The sequence below is a fragment of the Kosakonia sp. YIM B13588 genome (assembly GCF_042788165.1).
GTDB classification, from domain to species: Bacteria; Pseudomonadota; Gammaproteobacteria; order Enterobacterales; family Enterobacteriaceae; genus Kosakonia; species Kosakonia sacchari.
Genome location: NZ_JBHZPO010000002.1, coordinates 135902 through 152067 on the forward strand (window position 1 = coordinate 135902; position 16166 = coordinate 152067).

Annotated in this window: 17 protein-coding genes; 10 read left to right on the forward strand and 7 right to left on the reverse strand. The window is 54.3% G+C overall.

Annotated features, from left to right (window positions below):
• Nucleotides 1–339: 339 nt before the first annotated feature.
• From potF to ACFX4U_RS06430, 7 genes are all read left to right on the forward strand, one after another.
• Nucleotides 340–1452: a spermidine/putrescine ABC transporter substrate-binding protein PotF gene (gene potF, locus ACFX4U_RS06400; protein WP_313508208.1), complete on the forward strand. Its 1113-nt coding sequence runs from the start codon at nucleotides 340–342 to the stop codon at nucleotides 1450–1452.
• Nucleotides 1453–1592: 140 nt separating this feature from the next.
• The gene (gene potG, locus ACFX4U_RS06405; protein WP_313508209.1) at nucleotides 1593–2726 is read left to right on the forward strand and encodes a putrescine ABC transporter ATP-binding subunit PotG; all 1134 of its coding nucleotides are present in this window, start codon (nucleotides 1593–1595) and stop codon (nucleotides 2724–2726) included.
• Nucleotides 2727–2735: 9 nt separating this feature from the next.
• Nucleotides 2736–3689: a putrescine ABC transporter permease PotH gene (potH, locus tag ACFX4U_RS06410; RefSeq protein WP_313508210.1), complete on the forward strand. Its 954-nt coding sequence runs from the start codon at nucleotides 2736–2738 to the stop codon at nucleotides 3687–3689.
• Nucleotides 3686–4531: a putrescine ABC transporter permease PotI gene (gene potI / locus ACFX4U_RS06415; RefSeq protein WP_017456138.1), complete on the forward strand. Its 846-nt coding sequence runs from the start codon at nucleotides 3686–3688 to the stop codon at nucleotides 4529–4531. Before potH ends, potI begins: the two co-directional genes overlap by 4 nt.
• Nucleotides 4532–4604: 73 nt before the next feature.
• Nucleotides 4605–5075 carry a YbjO family protein gene (locus ACFX4U_RS06420; protein WP_065368911.1) on the forward strand — a complete coding sequence of 157 codons (471 nt, stop codon included), beginning with the start codon at nucleotides 4605–4607 and terminating at the stop codon, nucleotides 5073–5075.
• A 41-nt stretch (nucleotides 5076–5116) separates the two neighbouring features.
• A complete protein-coding gene (rlmC, locus tag ACFX4U_RS06425) occupies nucleotides 5117–6244 on the forward strand; it encodes a 23S rRNA (uracil(747)-C(5))-methyltransferase RlmC (protein ID WP_313508211.1) in 1128 nt (375 codons plus the stop codon).
• 123 nt (nucleotides 6245–6367) lie between these two features.
• Nucleotides 6368–8692 (forward strand): FdhF/YdeP family oxidoreductase, encoded by a 2325-nt coding sequence (locus ACFX4U_RS06430; RefSeq protein ID WP_313508212.1) that lies wholly within the window; start codon nucleotides 6368–6370, stop codon nucleotides 8690–8692.
• 31 nt (nucleotides 8693–8723) lie between these two features.
• Here the strand turns inward: ACFX4U_RS06430 and artJ are convergent, their stop codons facing one another.
• The 6 genes from artJ to ACFX4U_RS06460 form a co-directional block, all read right to left on the reverse strand.
• Complete coding sequence (gene artJ / locus ACFX4U_RS06435; protein ID WP_313508213.1) at nucleotides 8724–9455, reverse strand: arginine ABC transporter substrate-binding protein ArtJ; 732 nt, start codon at nucleotides 9453–9455, stop codon at nucleotides 8724–8726.
• 171 nt (nucleotides 9456–9626) lie between these two features.
• Nucleotides 9627–10295 (reverse strand): arginine ABC transporter permease ArtM, encoded by a 669-nt coding sequence (artM, locus tag ACFX4U_RS06440; protein ID WP_017456142.1) that lies wholly within the window; start codon nucleotides 10293–10295, stop codon nucleotides 9627–9629.
• Nucleotides 10295–11011, reverse strand: a complete 717-nt coding sequence (gene artQ, locus ACFX4U_RS06445) for an arginine ABC transporter permease ArtQ (protein ID WP_313508215.1) — start codon at nucleotides 11009–11011, stop codon at nucleotides 10295–10297. The genes artM and artQ overlap by 1 nt, the downstream gene beginning before the upstream one ends.
• 6 nt (nucleotides 11012–11017) lie before the next feature.
• On the reverse strand, nucleotides 11018–11749 hold the full coding sequence (gene artI / locus ACFX4U_RS06450) for an arginine ABC transporter substrate-binding protein ArtI (protein ID WP_313508216.1): 732 nt from the start codon (nucleotides 11747–11749) through the stop codon (nucleotides 11018–11020).
• Between the two features lie 19 nt (nucleotides 11750–11768).
• Nucleotides 11769–12497 carry an arginine ABC transporter ATP-binding protein ArtP gene (gene artP / locus ACFX4U_RS06455; RefSeq protein WP_313508217.1) on the reverse strand — a complete coding sequence of 243 codons (729 nt, stop codon included), beginning with the start codon at nucleotides 12495–12497 and terminating at the stop codon, nucleotides 11769–11771.
• 209 nt (nucleotides 12498–12706) lie between these two features.
• Complete coding sequence (locus ACFX4U_RS06460) at nucleotides 12707–13222, reverse strand: lipoprotein (protein ID WP_313508218.1); 516 nt, start codon at nucleotides 13220–13222, stop codon at nucleotides 12707–12709.
• 102 nt (nucleotides 13223–13324) lie between these two features.
• Between ACFX4U_RS06460 and ACFX4U_RS06465 the strand changes: the two genes are divergently transcribed.
• From ACFX4U_RS06465 to ACFX4U_RS06475, 3 genes are all read left to right on the forward strand, one after another.
• Nucleotides 13325–13648 carry a heavy metal-binding domain-containing protein gene (locus tag ACFX4U_RS06465; RefSeq protein WP_313508219.1) on the forward strand — a complete coding sequence of 108 codons (324 nt, stop codon included), beginning with the start codon at nucleotides 13325–13327 and terminating at the stop codon, nucleotides 13646–13648.
• On the forward strand, nucleotides 13645–14475 hold the full coding sequence (locus ACFX4U_RS06470) for an N-acetylmuramoyl-L-alanine amidase (RefSeq protein WP_313508220.1): 831 nt from the start codon (nucleotides 13645–13647) through the stop codon (nucleotides 14473–14475). The genes ACFX4U_RS06465 and ACFX4U_RS06470 overlap by 4 nt, the downstream gene beginning before the upstream one ends.
• A gap of 67 nt (nucleotides 14476–14542) precedes the next feature.
• Entirely contained in the window at nucleotides 14543–15076 is a 534-nt protein-coding gene (locus tag ACFX4U_RS06475) for a WG repeat-containing protein (RefSeq protein WP_249882374.1), read from the forward strand.
• Nucleotides 15077–15081: 5 nt separating this feature from the next.
• Here ACFX4U_RS06475 and ACFX4U_RS06480 read toward each other — a convergent pair whose 3' ends face one another.
• A complete protein-coding gene (locus tag ACFX4U_RS06480; RefSeq protein WP_313508221.1) occupies nucleotides 15082–16095 on the reverse strand; it encodes an NAD(P)-dependent oxidoreductase in 1014 nt (337 codons plus the stop codon).
• Between the last annotated feature and the right edge of the window lie 71 nt (nucleotides 16096–16166).

The following is a 16166-nucleotide window of genomic DNA, read 5'->3' on the forward strand; positions in this document are numbered from 1 at the left end:
GCATTAACGCAGTCGCTGCCATGGCGGCTGCATAATAAATATTTTTATTCTGCTATTAACCTTTCCTTAAAGAATTTTTCACCGCTATTCCTCGCGTAACGGCTTATCACATAGACGTATCCTGCATAAAAAATTGATAAAAGGCGTTTTTTAATCTGACCTATAGCCTCAAACCCTGGCTACAGTTATTCTTGCGATGCTTAAAACAGCGTGCGGTGTCAGCCGGAAGCGTTTTCTTCTCCGGGCTGTGCAGAGTGACAAAATATGCATGATTCTTGCATATCTTATGATGCGTACATTTAGTTCGTATGTTAACGGACTTTCCAGAAGGAATGAGATATGACCGCCTTGAGCAAAAAATGGGTATCAGGTCTTGTCGCGGGTGCGTTGATGGCTGTCTCTGCCAGCACGCTCGCAGCCGAGCAAAAGACACTGCATGTTTATAACTGGTCTGATTATATTGCGCCGGACACCGTCGCGAATTTTGAAAAAGAGACGGGCATCAAAGTCGTTTACGACGTGTTTGACTCCAACGAAGTGCTGGAAGGCAAACTGATGGCGGGCAGCACCGGCTTTGACCTGGTGGTGCCTTCCGCGAGTTTCCTTGAGCGCCAGCTGGCCGCCGGGGTATTCCAGCCGCTTGATAAGAGCAAACTGCCGAACTGGAAAAACCTCGATCCGGACGTGCTGAAAATGGTCGCTAAGCACGACCCTGACAACAAATACGCTATCCCGTACCTGTGGGCGACCACCGGTATCGGCTATAACGTTGACAAAGTGAAAGCCGCGCTCGGCAAAGACGCGCCGGTAAACAGCTGGGATCTAGTGCTGAAACCGGAAAACCTGGAAAAACTGAAAAGCTGCGGTGTCTCATTCCTTGATGCGCCGGAAGAGATTTTTGCCACCGTGCTTAACTACCTCGGCAAAGATCCAAACAGCAGCAAAGCGGATGATTACAGTGTTGCCGCAACCGACCTGCTGTTAAAACTGCGTCCGAACATTCGTTACTTCCACTCTTCTCAGTACATTAATGACCTGGCAAATGGTGACATCTGCGTGGCTATTGGCTGGGCGGGCGATGTGTGGCAAGCGGCAAACCGTGCGAAAGAAGCGAAGAATGGCGTGAATATCACTTACACCATTCCGAAAGAGGGCGCGCTGGCGTTCTTCGACGTCTTCGCGATGCCGGCTGATGCCAAAAATAAAGACGAAGCTTATCAGTTCCTTAACTACCTGATGCGCCCGGATGTGATTGCCCACATCAGCGATCATGTGTTCTACGCCAACGGTAACAAAGCTTCTGTTCCGCTGATCAGCGCAGAAGTGCGTGATAACCCGGCTATCTTCCCGCCGCCGGATGTTTTCGCCAAACTCTTTACGCTGAAAGTCCAGGATCCGAAAATAGACCGTGTAAGAACCCGCGCGTGGACTAAGGTTAAAAGTGGCAAATAATTCAATCACCTGACAGGTGATAAGGCTGCACCGTGGCGGTGCACCTGCCCCAAAAATGGACAGAGGTGATGCGCCTCTGTCCAGTCATTTGTACGACAACTCGTTGAAACGGGTTGATGTTTTTGCCGGAGAGCACTTGAGTGAATGACGCTATCCCCCGCCCACAGGCGAAGAGCCGCAAGGATCTGACGCCGCTGCTGGAAATTCGCAATCTGACCAAATCCTTTGATGGTCAGCACGCCGTTGATGATGTCAGTCTGACCATTTATAAAGGCGAAATTTTTGCCCTGCTTGGTGCGTCCGGCTGCGGTAAATCAACATTGCTGCGCATGCTCGCCGGTTTTGAGCTGCCAACCCATGGGCAAATCATGCTTGATGGCGTAGACCTGGCGCATGTGCCGCCCTATCTGCGCCCGATCAACATGATGTTCCAGTCCTACGCGCTCTTCCCGCATATGACCGTGGAACAGAACATTGCTTTCGGCCTTAAACAGGACAAGTTGCCGAAAGCGGAAATCGCCAGTCGCGTGGCTGAAATGTTGCACCTGGTGCACATGAGCGAATACGCCAAACGCAAGCCGCACCAGCTTTCCGGCGGCCAGCGTCAGCGCGTGGCACTGGCGCGCAGCCTGGCGAAACGGCCGAAACTGCTGTTGCTGGATGAACCGATGGGCGCGCTCGATAAAAAGCTGCGCGACCGGATGCAACTCGAAGTGGTGGACATTCTTGAGCGCGTCGGCGTGACCTGCGTCATGGTGACCCACGACCAGGAAGAGGCGATGACTATGGCCGGGCGTATCGCCATCATGAACCGCGGTAAGTTTGTGCAAATCGGCGAACCGGAAGAGATCTACGAGCACCCGACCACGCGTTACAGCGCCGAGTTTATCGGTTCGGTGAATGTGTTCGAAGGGCTGCTGAAAGAGCGCCAGGAAGATGGCCTGGTGATCGATTCGCCGGGGCTGGTGCATCCGCTGAAAGTGGACGCTGATGCGTCGGTCGTGGATAACGTGCCGGTGTATGTGGCACTGCGCCCGGAAAAAATCATGCTCTGCGAAGATCCGCCGGCCGACGGCTATAACTTTGCCGTCGGGGAAGTGGTGCATATCGCCTACCTTGGCGACCTCTCTATTTATCACGTGCGTTTGCAAAGCGGGCAGATGATCAGCGCCCAGTTGCAGAACGCGCATCGCTACCGTAAAGGCGCGCCAACCTGGGGCGATGAAGTTCGCCTCTGCTGGGATGCCGATAGTTGTGTGGTTCTGACGGTTTAAGGAGCGGCGATGAGTACACTGGAGCCACCGTCCCGCGTCGCAAAACCGGGCGGTTTCACTTTATGGCTGGGGCGCATGCAGATGCGTCACGGGCGCAAACTGGTTATTGCGCTGCCCTACATTTGGCTGACTTTGCTGTTTCTGCTTCCGTTTTTGATTGTGTTCAAAATCAGTCTTGCAGAGATGGCGCGGCAGATCCCGCCGTATACCGATCTTATCGAGTGGGCGGACAGCCAACTGACGGTAACGCTGAATATCGGTAACTTCCTGCAACTTACCGACGATCCGCTTTACTTCGAAGCGTACCTGCAGTCGTTACAGGTGGCGGCGATCTCAACGATTTGCTGTCTGCTGTTGGGGTATCCGCTGGCCTGGGCTGTGGCGCACAGCAAACCATCGACGCGCAATATTCTATTGCTGCTGGTGATTTTGCCGTCGTGGACGTCGTTTCTGATCCGCGTGTATGCGTGGATGGGGATCCTGAAAAACAACGGTGTGTTGAATAATTTCCTGATGTGGCTGGGGGTTATCGATCAGCCGCTGACGATACTGCATACCAACCTCGCGGTTTATATCGGGATTGTTTATGCCTATTTACCGTTTATGGTGCTGCCGATTTATACGGCGCTGACGCGTATCGATTATTCACTGGTAGAAGCCTCGCTGGATCTCGGTGCACGTCCGCTGAAAACCTTTTTCAGCGTGATTGTGCCATTGACCAAAGGCGGAATTATCGCCGGATCGATGCTGGTGTTTATCCCGGCGGTTGGCGAGTTTGTCATCCCGGAACTGCTCGGCGGTCCGGACAGCATTATGATTGGCCGCGTGTTGTGGCAGGAGTTCTTTAATAACCGCGACTGGCCGGTAGCCTCGGCGGTGGCGGTGATTATGCTGCTGTTGCTGATTGTGCCGATCATGTGGTTCCACAAACACCAGCAGAAACAAGGGGAGGACCACGCATGAACAACTTACCGGTAGTGCGCTCTCCGTGGCGCATTTTGATCCTCGTGCTCGGTTTTACGTTCCTGTACGCGCCAATGCTGATGCTGGTGATTTACTCCTTTAATAGCTCAAGGCTGGTCACCGTGTGGGCAGGCTGGTCGACGCGCTGGTATGGCGAGCTGTTTCACGACGACGCGATGATGAGCGCGGTGGGTTTAAGCCTGACCATTGCCGCTTGTGCGGCGACGATGGCGGCGGTGCTGGGAACTATCGCGGCGGTGGTAATGGTGCGTTTTGGGCGCTTTCGTGGCTCAAACGGTTTCGCCTTTATGATAACCGCACCGCTGGTGATGCCAGATGTGATCACCGGCTTATCACTGCTGCTGTTGTTTGTGGCGCTCGGCCATGCGATTGGCTGGCCCGCCGATCGCGGGATGCTCACTATCTGGCTGGCACATGTGACCTTCTGTACCGCTTATGTTGCCGTGGTTATCTCTTCACGCCTGCGTGAACTGGATCGTTCCATCGAAGAGGCGGCAATGGATCTTGGAGCGACGCCGCTAAAGGTGTTCTTTGTTATTACGCTGCCGATGATCATGCCGGCGATTGTTTCCGGTTGGCTTCTGGCGTTTACCCTGTCGCTGGATGACCTGGTGATCGCCAGTTTTGTTTCGGGGCCGGGAGCGACGACATTGCCGATGCTGGTCTTCTCCAGCGTGCGCATGGGTGTGAATCCGGAAATCAACGCGCTGGCGACACTTATCCTTGGTGTGGTCGGGATTGTTGGTTTTATCGCCTGGTATTTAATGGCGCGGGCGGAAAAACAGCGGATCCGTGATATCCAGCGTGCAAGACAAGGCTGAACTTATTAGAATCGTGAAATTGTGTTGCTGATGCCGCGCTTGTCGCGGCATTTTTCACAGGGAAATCATCGGATTGGGGTTCTTCAAGAAAACCGCTCATCACGCGAAATTGAATGTGCCGGCACTGGTGCAGGTGGCGGCCATCGCCATTATTATGATTCGCTGCGTTGATGTATTGATGGTGTTTAATTTGCTGGGATGGCGCGGCCTGCTCGATTTTGTGCAGCGCAGCGCGCAGACCTGGAGCCTGACGCTGGTTTTCCTTGGCAGCCTGTTTTTAGTGTTTGTCGAAATACTCTGTGCTTTCTCGGTGGTGAAAGGGCGACGCTGGGCGCGCTGGCTCTATCTCGGCACGCAAGTGGTGGCAACCGGTTATTTATGGGCTGCTTCGCTCGGGTATGGTTACCCGGAACTCTTCAGCATTGCCGGTGGTTCCCGACGCGAGATTTTCCACGCATTAGTGATGCAAAAACTCCCCGATCTGCTGGTGTTATTCCTGCTGTTTGTTCCCGCCCCCAGCCGACGCTTTTTCCGCCTGCAATAACGGTGGTACAATCCCGGCCCCGCAAAATGAAAGGCTTTACTATGCAGTGCGCTCTCTTTGATGCTGGTCGTTGCCGTTCCTGTCAATGGATAGAACAACCGGTTTCACAGCAACTTACCGCGAAAATGGACGATCTCCGCACGCTGCTGGACGGCTTGTCTGTCGCACAGTGGTGTTCGCCAGTGAGTGGCCCGGAGCAGGGGTTTCGTAATAAAGCCAAAATGGTGGTCAGCGGCAGTGTGGAAAAACCGCTGCTCGGCATGTTGCATCGTGACGGTACGCCCGAAGATCTGACCGACTGTCCGCTCTATCCACACGCTTTTGCCCCGGTTTTCGCCGCGCTCAAACCGTTTATTGCCCGCGCCGGTTTAACGCCATACAACGTGGCGCGTAAACGCGGTGAGCTGAAATACCTGCTGCTGACTGAAAGCCAGCAGGATGGCGGCATGATGCTGCGCTTTGTGCTGCGCTCGGAGGCGAAACTTGCGCAGTTGCGCGCTGCCTTGCCCGCGCTGCAGGCGCAATTGCCGCAACTGAAAGTGATTTCTGCCAATATCCAGCCCGTACATATGGCGATCATGGAGGGTGAGACGGAGATTTTTCTCACCGAACAGCAGGCGCTGGCAGAAAACTTTAACGGTGTGCCGCTGTGGATCCGCCCGCAGAGCTTTTTCCAGACCAACCCGACCGTTGCCAGCGCATTGTATGCGACCGCCCGCGACTGGGTGCGAACGTTGCCGGTTAAGCATATGTGGGATCTGTTTTGCGGTGTCGGCGGTTTTGGTCTGCACTGTGCGACACCGGAGATGCGCCTGACCGGCATTGAGATTGCCCCGGAAGCGATTGCCTGCGCGACCCAATCGGCACAAGCGCTTGGCTTACAAAAACTGCGCTTCCAGGCGCTTGATTCAACCCAGTTTGCTACCGCTTCGCACGATATGCCCGAACTGGTACTGGTTAACCCCCCACGGCGCGGAATTGGCGCGGCGCTGTGCGACTATTTAAGCCGCATGGCACCGCCGTACATTATCTACTCCAGCTGTAACGCCAGCTCGATGGCGAAAGATATTCGCCTGCTGCCGGGGTATCGCATTGAGCGCGTTCAACTGTTCGATATGTTCCCGCATACCGCGCATTACGAGGTGTTGACGCTGTTGGTTAAACGCTGATCTCAGCGCAACGCGGAAACATTTTTTAAGAACTTAGTGCGCCTAAGTTCCTGTTATGCCGCTCCAGCCCGCGTTTTCTGTACCAGGCTTAAGCCAACTCTGGTCACAGAAAAATGGGGCAACATGAAAGATCAAAATCGGACAACGGGTATCGCGCCGTATGGCGGTTCGGCAGGAGGCTGGGGCGCGTTGAAAGCGGTGGCGGATGCATTGCGCGGACAAATGTCGGTGAAGCAGGACGTCATCGCGCTGTTCAAGGTTAATCAACCGCAGGGGTTCGACTGCCCCGGCTGCGCGTGGCCCGATCCGCAACATACCTCGTCGTTTGAATTTTGTGAAAATGGCGCGAAAGCGGTGTCGTGGGAAGCCACCAGTAAACGCACGACACCGGAATTCTTCGCGGCGCATACGGTCAGTGAGTTATGGAACAGGAACGCCTTTGAGCTGGAAGGCGAAGGGCGTTTAACCCACCCGATGAAGTATGACGCCGCCAGCGATACTTATCAGCCCATCGACTGGGATACCGCTTTTCGCGAGATTGGCGAACATCTGCGCGGCTACGACGATCCCAACAGCGTCGAGTTTTATACCTCCGGGCGCGCCTCCAATGAAGCTGCTTTTCTCTGGCAACTGTTTGCCCGCGAATATGGCACCAATAATTTCCCGGACTGTTCCAATATGTGCCATGAGCCGACCAGCGTGGGGTTGCCGGAATCGATTGGTGTCGGTAAAGGCACGGTGGAACTGGACGATTTCGACCACTGCGATCTGGTGTTGTGCATCGGCCACAATCCCGGCACCAACCACCCCAGAATGCTTGGCACGCTGCGCGAAGTCTCAAAACGCGGCGCGACGATTGTGGCTATCAATCCGCTGCGCGAAAGGGGGCTTGAGCGTTTCACGTCGCCACAAAGCCCGATTGAAATGCTGGCGCTAAGCTCCACGAAGCTGGCATCGACCTACTACAAAGTGCGGGTGGGCGGTGATGCGGCGATGCTGAAAGGGGTGATGAAAATCCTGCTGTCGATGCACGAAGAGGCACTGGCGAAAGGCGAGCCTGGCGTGATTGATGAGGCGTTTATTCGCCAGCATACGCAGGGGTTTGAGGCGCTGAAAGCCGATCTCGACGCGACCGACTGGCAACACATTCTTAAAGTCTCTGGCATGGAGCGTAAAGAGATCCAGAATATCGCCCGGCTGTACGCCGATGCCGAACGCACCATTATCTGTTACGGCATGGGGATCACCCAGCACCAGTACGGTACGCAGAACGTGCAGCAGATTGCCAACTTGCTGCTGATGCGCGGCAACATAGGTAAGCAAGGGGCGGGTATTTGCCCGCTGCGCGGCCACTCGAATGTGCAAGGCGATCGCACGGTGGGCATTACTGAGATCCCGTATCCCGAGTTGCTGGACAATATTGAAAAAGTGTTTGGTTTCAAGCCGCCACGACAACACGGACACGGCGCGGTGGCCGCTATCCAGGCGATGCGCGATGGCAAAGTGAATGCGCTGTTGTGCCTTGGCGGTAACCTGGCGGAAGCGATTTCCGATCCGCAAACCACCTTCCCGGCGATGCGCAAGCTCGATTTGGTGGTGCATATGGCGACGAAACTGAATCGTTCGCATCTGCTGTTAGGCAAACATAATTATTTGCTACCGGTGCTCGGTCGTACGGAAACGGATATGCAGGCATCGGGCGCGCAGAGTGTGACGGTTGAAGATTCGATGTCGATGGTACATGCGTCGCGCGGGAGTTTAACGCCTGCCTCGCCGCACCTGAAATCCGAGCCTGCGCTGGTGGCCGCCCTGGCGAAAGCAACCCTGCCAGATAGCGTCGTGGACTGGGAAAAAATGGTCAGCGACTACAGCAATATTCGCGATGCTATCGAAGCGGTTTTCCCGGCGTTTAGCGATTTCAACGAGCGGGTTAAAAAACCGGGGGGATTTCGTTTGCGTAATACGGCTTCGGAACGCGTATGGAACACACCGTCGGGCCTGGCGCAGTTCAAAGTGATGCAGGGGATTAACGAAGATCCGCGATCGCTGAAATGTCACGATCTGGTGTTAACCACCTTGCGAAGCCACGATCAGTACAACACCACGCTGTACGGACTTAACGATCGCTATCGCGGGGTGACCGGGCGGCGCGATGTACTGTTTATTAATGCGGATGAGGCAGAAACGCGGCAGTTACGCGTCGGTGACCAGGTCAATATTATCGCGCTCGATCCTGACGGTAATCCTACCTCGCGGCGCATGGATAACCTGACGGTAGTGGTGCTGGATATGGCGCCGGGTTCGGTCGGCGCCTATTACCCTGAAGCTAATATCCTGGTGCCGCTGGACAGCCACGATACCAAAAGCGGTATTCCGGCTTATAAAAGCATTCCGGTGGCGATGGAGCGTGTTGGGCGCGGAACGGAAACGTCGGGGGCGCTGCGCTAAAAGGCCGGGAGCTACCCGGCCTGAAAGGTGATTACTGCGGAAACCACTGATCGCTGATTTTCTGATAGGTGCCATCAGCTTTAATCGTTTTCAGCGCGGCGTTCAGTTTTTCCAGCAGCGCTTTGTTATCCGGGCGCACCGCAATGCCAAGGCCCGTGCCGAAGTATTGCGGGTCGGTCACTTTCGGTGTTGCGACGCCCAGCTGCGGGTTGGTTTTCAGCCACTCGTTGACCACGGCGGTGTCACCGAACACGCCATCGATACGGCCATTTTTCAGGTCGATAATCGCGTTCTGGTAGCTGTCATAAGCCACGGTTTTCACTTCCGGGTGCTTGTCCTGCAGGTATTTCTGGTGCGTAGTGCCGTTTTCCATGCCGATACGTTTGCCTTTCAGATCATCAAAAGATTTAAAGGCATCTTTTTTAGCGATCACCAGCGCGGAGTTAGCGTAGTACGGGTCGGTGAAAGCGACCTGTTTGCTACGTTCCGGGGTGATATCCATACCGGAAATCACCGCGTCATATTTTTTAAATTTCAGCGACGGGATCAGGCTGTCGAATGCGTGGTTGGTAAACGTACATTCGGCCTGCATCTGTTTGCACAGGGCGTTTGCCAGATCGATATCAAAGCCGACGATTTTGTTGCTGGCATCCATCGATTCAAATGGCGGGTAAGTGGCGGAAACACCGAAGTTAATTTTATCTGCCGCAGAAGCACCAGCGGCGAACGAAGCGAGAAGGGCGGCGAGTATCAGTTTTTTCATTATCGAACTCCTGTCGGTCAATCTTATTGTTGTTGCCGTGTTTAAAGCGTGACGCTAACCATGCCATTAAATGAATTTATATTCAATAAAAATGCTTAAATATATTTTATCGGAAATAAAAAAAAGCGAGTAATGAATCCATTAGCTCGCCTTTGTTTACTGTTTATGCAATTAATTACGGCGTTCGAATGCCAGCGCTTTACGCTCAATCAGACGCATCATCAGCGTTAACAGACCGTTGACCACCAGATAAATTAGCCCTGCGGCACCGAAAACGGTGACGTCATAAGTGCGACCATACAGAAGCTGACCGTGGCCCATCACTTCCATCAGCGTAATGGTGTAGGCCAGCGAGGTACTTTTAAACACCAGCACCACTTCGTTGGAGTAGGACGACAGTGCGCGTTTAAATGCATAAGGCAGCAAAATCGCCAGCGTATCTTTCTTGCTCATGCCGAGCGCGCCGCAGGATTGCCACTGCCCGTCCGGAATGGCGCGAATCGCGCCATAGAACAGTTGCGTGGTGTACGCTGCGCTGTTCAGCGACAGCGCCAGCAGCGCACACAGCCACGGTTCCGAGAGCAGATGCCAGATAACCGGATAGTTTTGCAGTGACGGGAACTGCCCCGGGCCGTAGTAAATCAGGAAGATCTGCACCAGCAGCGGCGTACCGGTGAACAGCGTGATATAGCCGCGCACAATGTGCGTCAGCACTGGCGTTTTCAGCGTTAACACAATAGTGAACAGCAGCGATAAGATCAGCGCCACAATCAGCGACGCCACGGTGAGCGTCAGGCTGGTGTGCAGGCCTTTGAACAGCTCTGGTAAAAACTCGAGCATTATTCAGGCCTCCGTTCAAAGCGGGTTGCGCGCAGATCAATACGTTTGAGGATCCACTGGCTTAACAGCGTGATAATCAGGTAAATCACCGCCGCCACGATATACCAGGTAAATGGCTCCTGCGTACGGGTAGCAATGCTTTTAGTTTGCAGCATCAAATCGTTCACGCTAATCAGCGACACCAGCGCGGTATCTTTCAGCAGCACCAGCCACTGGTTACCCAAGCCTGGCAACGCGTGACGCCACATTTGCGGCATCACCAGGCGGAAAAAGATCGCCCCTTTTGACAAACCCAGCGCCTGGCCGGATTCCCGCTGTCCGTCCGGTACGGCTTTCAACGCACCGCGCAAGGTTTGCGAGGCGTAAGCCGCATACAACAGGGAGAGGGCAATCACACCGCACAGAAACGGACTGACATCAAAGTTCTCAATCTGCATCTGCACCGGGATCTGCACCACGCCCAGATTGATGGTGAAACCATCGGAGAGCGTCAGCAGCAGCTGTGACGAGCCGAAATAGATAAACAGAACCACCAGGATCTCCGGCAAGCCACGCAGTACGGTGACCAGCGCGGTGCCAATCCAGGCAATAGGGCGCCACTTAACGGACTCCCAAACGGCAAAGATCATCGCCAGAATCAGGCCGATGATCAGCGCGCAAACGGCAAGGCCGACGGTCATCCCGGCGGCGCTTGCTAATGGAAACATTTCGTTCATTAAGGATTACTTCTGGAACCATTTGCTATAGATGGTCTGGTAAGTCCCATCTTTCTTCACTTTTTCCAGCGCGGCATTGAATTTCTGCTGCAAATCGGTGTTGCCCTGGCGTACCGCGATGCCCAGACCGGTACCGAAGTACTCTTTGTCGGTCACTTTATCGCCAACTGCCGCCAGTTTCGCGTCCGCTTTCAGCCACTCTGTGACCACCGCGGTGTCACCAAACACGGCATCAATACGGCCGTTTTGCAGATCCAAACGCGCGTTCTGGTAGCTGTCGTAAGGAACGGTGGTGATTTCCGGGTGCTTGTCGTTAATGAATTTCTGGTGCGTGGTGCCGTTTTGCACACCAACACGTTTGCCTTTCAGCTGGTCAATGCTGGTGAATTTACCCTGCTGGCCGACAAACAGCGCGGAGTTGTCGTAATAAGGCGTGGTGAACAGAACCTGCTTTTCACGTTCCGGGGTGATATCCATACCGGCCATCACCGCGTCGAAACGGCGGAATTTCAGGCTCGGGATCAGGCTGTCAAACGCCTGATTAGTAAAGGTGCAGGTCGCGTCGATCTCTTTACACAATGCGTTCGCCAGATCGACATCGAAACCGACGATTTTGTTATTCGCGTCGGTTGATTCAAACGGAGGGTAGCTCGCTTCGGTGGCGAAACGGATAGTCTGGGCTGCTGTAGCGGTAAGGCTTACGCTTGCAAGTAGCGCGGCAATCAGTACTTTTTTCATTGTCATTAATCCCGATTCTTCAGTGAGATAGGTAATATTTAAACGCGTCGGTCTGCGGCGCGGCAAAGCAGCCCGCATCCCCTTGCTCAACAATGTGACCATTTTCCATGTACACCACGCGGCTGGCGGTTTTACGCGCCACTTCCACTTCGTGGGTCACGATAACTTGCGTGATGCCGGTTTCAGACAGCTCACGAATGATACTGACGATTTGCGCGGTGATTTCCGGATCGAGCGCGGCGGTAGGTTCATCAAACAACAGCACCTGCGGCTCCATCATCAGCGCGCGGGCGATAGCGACACGTTGTTGCTGACCACCGGATAAATGCAGCGGAAAACGGTCGCTATACGGTTTAAGGCGTAAACGCTCCAGCAGCTTCTCGGCGCGCGCCAGCGCCTGATCTTTGCTTAAACCGAGCACGCGGCACGGCGCTTCAATCAGGTTTTGCAGCACGGTCAGATGCGGCCAGAGATTATATTGCTGAAATACCATGCCCACGTTCTGGCGCAATTCACGGATCGCTTTATCAGATGGGGTTTTGGCAAAGTCGAAGTGATTGCCTGCAATGCTTAAGTGGCCGGAACGCGGCATTTCGAGCAGGTTGAGTACGCGCAACAGCGAACTTTTACCCGCGCCGCTTGGGCCGAGCAGCACCAGTGTTTCCCCTTGCGGGCAATCCAGTGTGATATCGAACAGCGCCTGGTGTGCGCCGTAAAAGCAATTGATGCTGTTTAATTTAATACTCATCGAAGCAGTCTGATAGCAATTGAGGCCGCAAATAGTAACGTTGACAGAATAGTTATGCAATATTTGTGCGTTAAAACTTAAAAATAAACCAACTTCCTACATAAAGTTAGCACAAAATACCGAGCGGTGCGGGAACCAGGCATAAATGTCGGCATTCACCGCGGAATGCCAGACATTTTACGGGGGTTATCTAATACGGCATGAAATAATCACCGATGTTCTACCGACTGACGTAGTGTTCCGGCGGGCGCATGAACGGTACTGCCGAGATAGCGCACATCATCTACCGCCCAGCACTGGCCTTCGCGGATCATCAGCACTTCATCCCGCCAGCTTTGGTCACCTTTGGTGAGCGTGACGCGCAGCGGAATATTCCGTGCATCGGTATTCGGAATGGTCGATGCACTGGCGACGTCAGCCTTTTCCGGTGTGACGTTGCGGCTGGAGAACGGATCCGCTTTTAAAAGCGTGGCGTTGCGCGAATCACGGCTGGCGGCGGTGAGCATTTTGCTCAGATCATCGCTCAGATAGGGGCGCAGCGTAGTCCAGTCGTTACCGGGGTGCGCGATGCGGTAGTCATAAAATTGCTGTGCTACGGAATCCGGGCCGCCTTCCACACACGGGCCAACGCGCGCGCCCGTATCCTTAAATGCCGGGGTTACCGTGGTACAGGCGCTTAACAGCAGCGCGCATGGCAAGGCGAGAGTCAAAACTGAATAGCGCATATTGATTTCCTTATTTCTCTTCAGAAGTCACGACCTTTCAAGAATAGTGTATTGATCTGATAATGTGTGGTGTAACGCATTGAACGTTAAAAGGAGAAACCGATGCAGTTTTCAACCACACCGACGCTGGAAGGGCAACCGATTGTCGAGTACTGCGGGGTCGTGACCGGGGAAGCGATTCTCGGGGCGAATATTTTTCGTGACTTCTTTGCCGGCATCCGCGATATCGTTGGCGGCCGCTCCGGTGCTTATGAGAAAGAGCTACGCAAGGCGCGTGATATCGCGTTTCGCGAACTCGGCGAGCAGGCTAAAGCGCTGGGGGCAAACGCGGTGGTGGGCATTGATGTTGATTACGAAACGGTGGGCAAAGACGGCAGTATGCTGATGGTGTGCGTCAGCGGTACGGCGGTGAAAACGCAGGCATGAAAAATATCGCATTACTGTTGCTGGCGCTGTTGCTCGCAGGTTGCGCCAGTGAAAAAGGCATTATTGATAAAAACGGTTATCAGCTTGATACCCGGCGGCAAGCGCAGGCGGCGTATCCGCGAATTAAAGTGTTGGTTATTCATTACACTGCCGATGATTTTGATGTGTCGCTGGCCACTCTGACGGATAAGCAGGTGAGTGCGCATTACCTGATCCCGGCAGATCCACCGCTGCACCACGGTAAACCGCGGATCTGGCAACTGGTGCCAGAGCAGGAGTTAGCCTGGCACGCAGGGGCTAGTTTCTGGCGCGGCGCGACACGCATCAATGACACCTCTATTGGCATTGAACTGGAAAATCGCGGCTGGCAACGTACCGCCGGCGGAAAACAATTCGCACCTTTTGCGCCCGCGCAAATTAATGCATTGATTCCTCTGGTAAAAGATATAGTCTCGCGCTACAACATTGCGCCGCAAAATATCGTCGCACATGCGGATATTGCGCCGCAGCGTAAAGACGATCCCGGCCCGTTGTTCCCATGGCAAACGTTGTTTTCCCAGGGGATTGGCGCCTGGCCGGATGCGCAGCGTGTGGCGTTTTACTTAAATGGACGTTCTGCCCATGAGCCGGTAGATACGGCTTCTTTGCTTGATTTACTGGCGCGGTACGGTTACGACGTGAAACCGCAGATGTCGGCTGCAGAGCAAAAACGGGTAATTATGGCGTTTCAAATGCATTTCCGTCCGGGGCTGTGGAATGGCATAGCTGACGCTGAAAGCCTGGCGATTGCCGAGGCATTACTGGAAAAATATGGCCAGGCGGGGTAATTCCCACGGCTTTTTTATGACGAGGTCAATGGAGATGAGGTTTCGCATCATATCAGGCGCGCTGCTGATGGCGGCTTTTTCTGCCCATGCCGCGCCAAACCCGGTGACGGTGTTCAGTTGTGCTTACTGGGATAAATCCACGGATAACGTGGAAAAACTCGATAAATGCGTTGAAGTAAAAGAGGGTAAGCTCAGATTCTTGCCCGCGTTGTTTGCGAAAACCCGCGACGTCGAAGGGATGTCGTGGGTCGGTCTGTATGACTATATGCGCGCCGCCGGGTTGATGGATGCCGATTACTATGTGCGTTCGCCGGACAGTTACCTTTCCGTTGTGCACTTTGATAATGGCCCGGACTGGTTTGTTGAAGGGCTGGTGCGCTCGCGCCAGAACGGCAAAGTAGGCTACTGGGACGACAATTTCCGTAACCGCATCGCACCGCAATTTGACTATGCCTGGCAGTTTAAAGAGGGCAGAGCGCTGGTGTGTAACGGCTGCAAACCGCAAAAAGATGGCGAGCATACCGCGCTGGTCGGCGGGGAGTGGTTCTATATCGATAAAAGCGGGCAGAAAATTTCTGACGTCAAATCCGGCCCGTTTTAAATCATTCAGCGGTGCAGTTTGCCGTGGTCTTTTAACCAGTACGCCGTGCGTTTGATGCCTTCATCCAGCGTCACAATCGGCGTATAGCCCAGTTCCTGCCGGGCGCGGCTGATATCCAGCGTGAAATCAAAATTGAGCTTCGACACGCCGTAATGGGTGAACGCAGGTTCTTTGGCGCGTTTATCACCGAAATGCTCCATGCTGCGCGCTACCATATCCAGCATCGCGTAGGGCACCGAGCGAATCCGGCAGTGAATACCCAGTTCATCAATTAATGTCTGCACGATGCTGCGCAGCGATCGCGGCTCGCCGTTGGTAATGTTGTACGCCCGCCCGGAAGGCAGCTTATCGCACTGAGGCTGGCTGGCGAGCCACATCGCCTGCACCGCGTTTTCGTAATAGGTCATATCCACCAGCGCATCGCCGCCGCGCGGCAGCAACACGCTGCGGTAGTGGTGCATCATCTGCGCCAGACGCGGAATAAAGACTTTATCGTGCGGACCAAACAGGCTTTGTGGGCGCAAAATAGTGAAACGGGTGTTGGGGTTCGCCTGCGCCAGCAGATCGATCACCTGTTCCCCGGCCGCTTTGCTGCGGGCAAATTCGTTGGCGAAGCGCGCCGGACGAAAGTCTTCACTGATATCGCGATGGTGGTGATAGTCAAAATAGAGCGAAGGGGAGGAGATATGAATGAAATTGCGCACGCCCCAGGCGACGGCCCACTCACCGAGACGGCGAGTCGCGCGCACATTTGCCAGATCAAACGCTTCCTGGGTTCCCCATGGCGATGTGAAACTTGAGCAGTGCCACAGCGTGTCGATCCCGGCAAGCATCACTTTTGCCTGCGAGGAGACCAGCTCGGTCAGATCGGCGTGCACAAATTCAGCGCCCATTTTACTGAGTAACTTGCCCATGGCTTCGTTACGACCAGTGGCCCTGACGCTAATTCCTTTTTGCCGCAAATACTCGACCGCGTTTCGGCCTAAACCGCTGGTTGCGCCCGTGACCAGTACTTTCATATCGATCCATTGTGTTGAAAAGGCTTTATCGCGGGCATTCTTCCGTGAATTACGCTCTGATGCAATGGGAT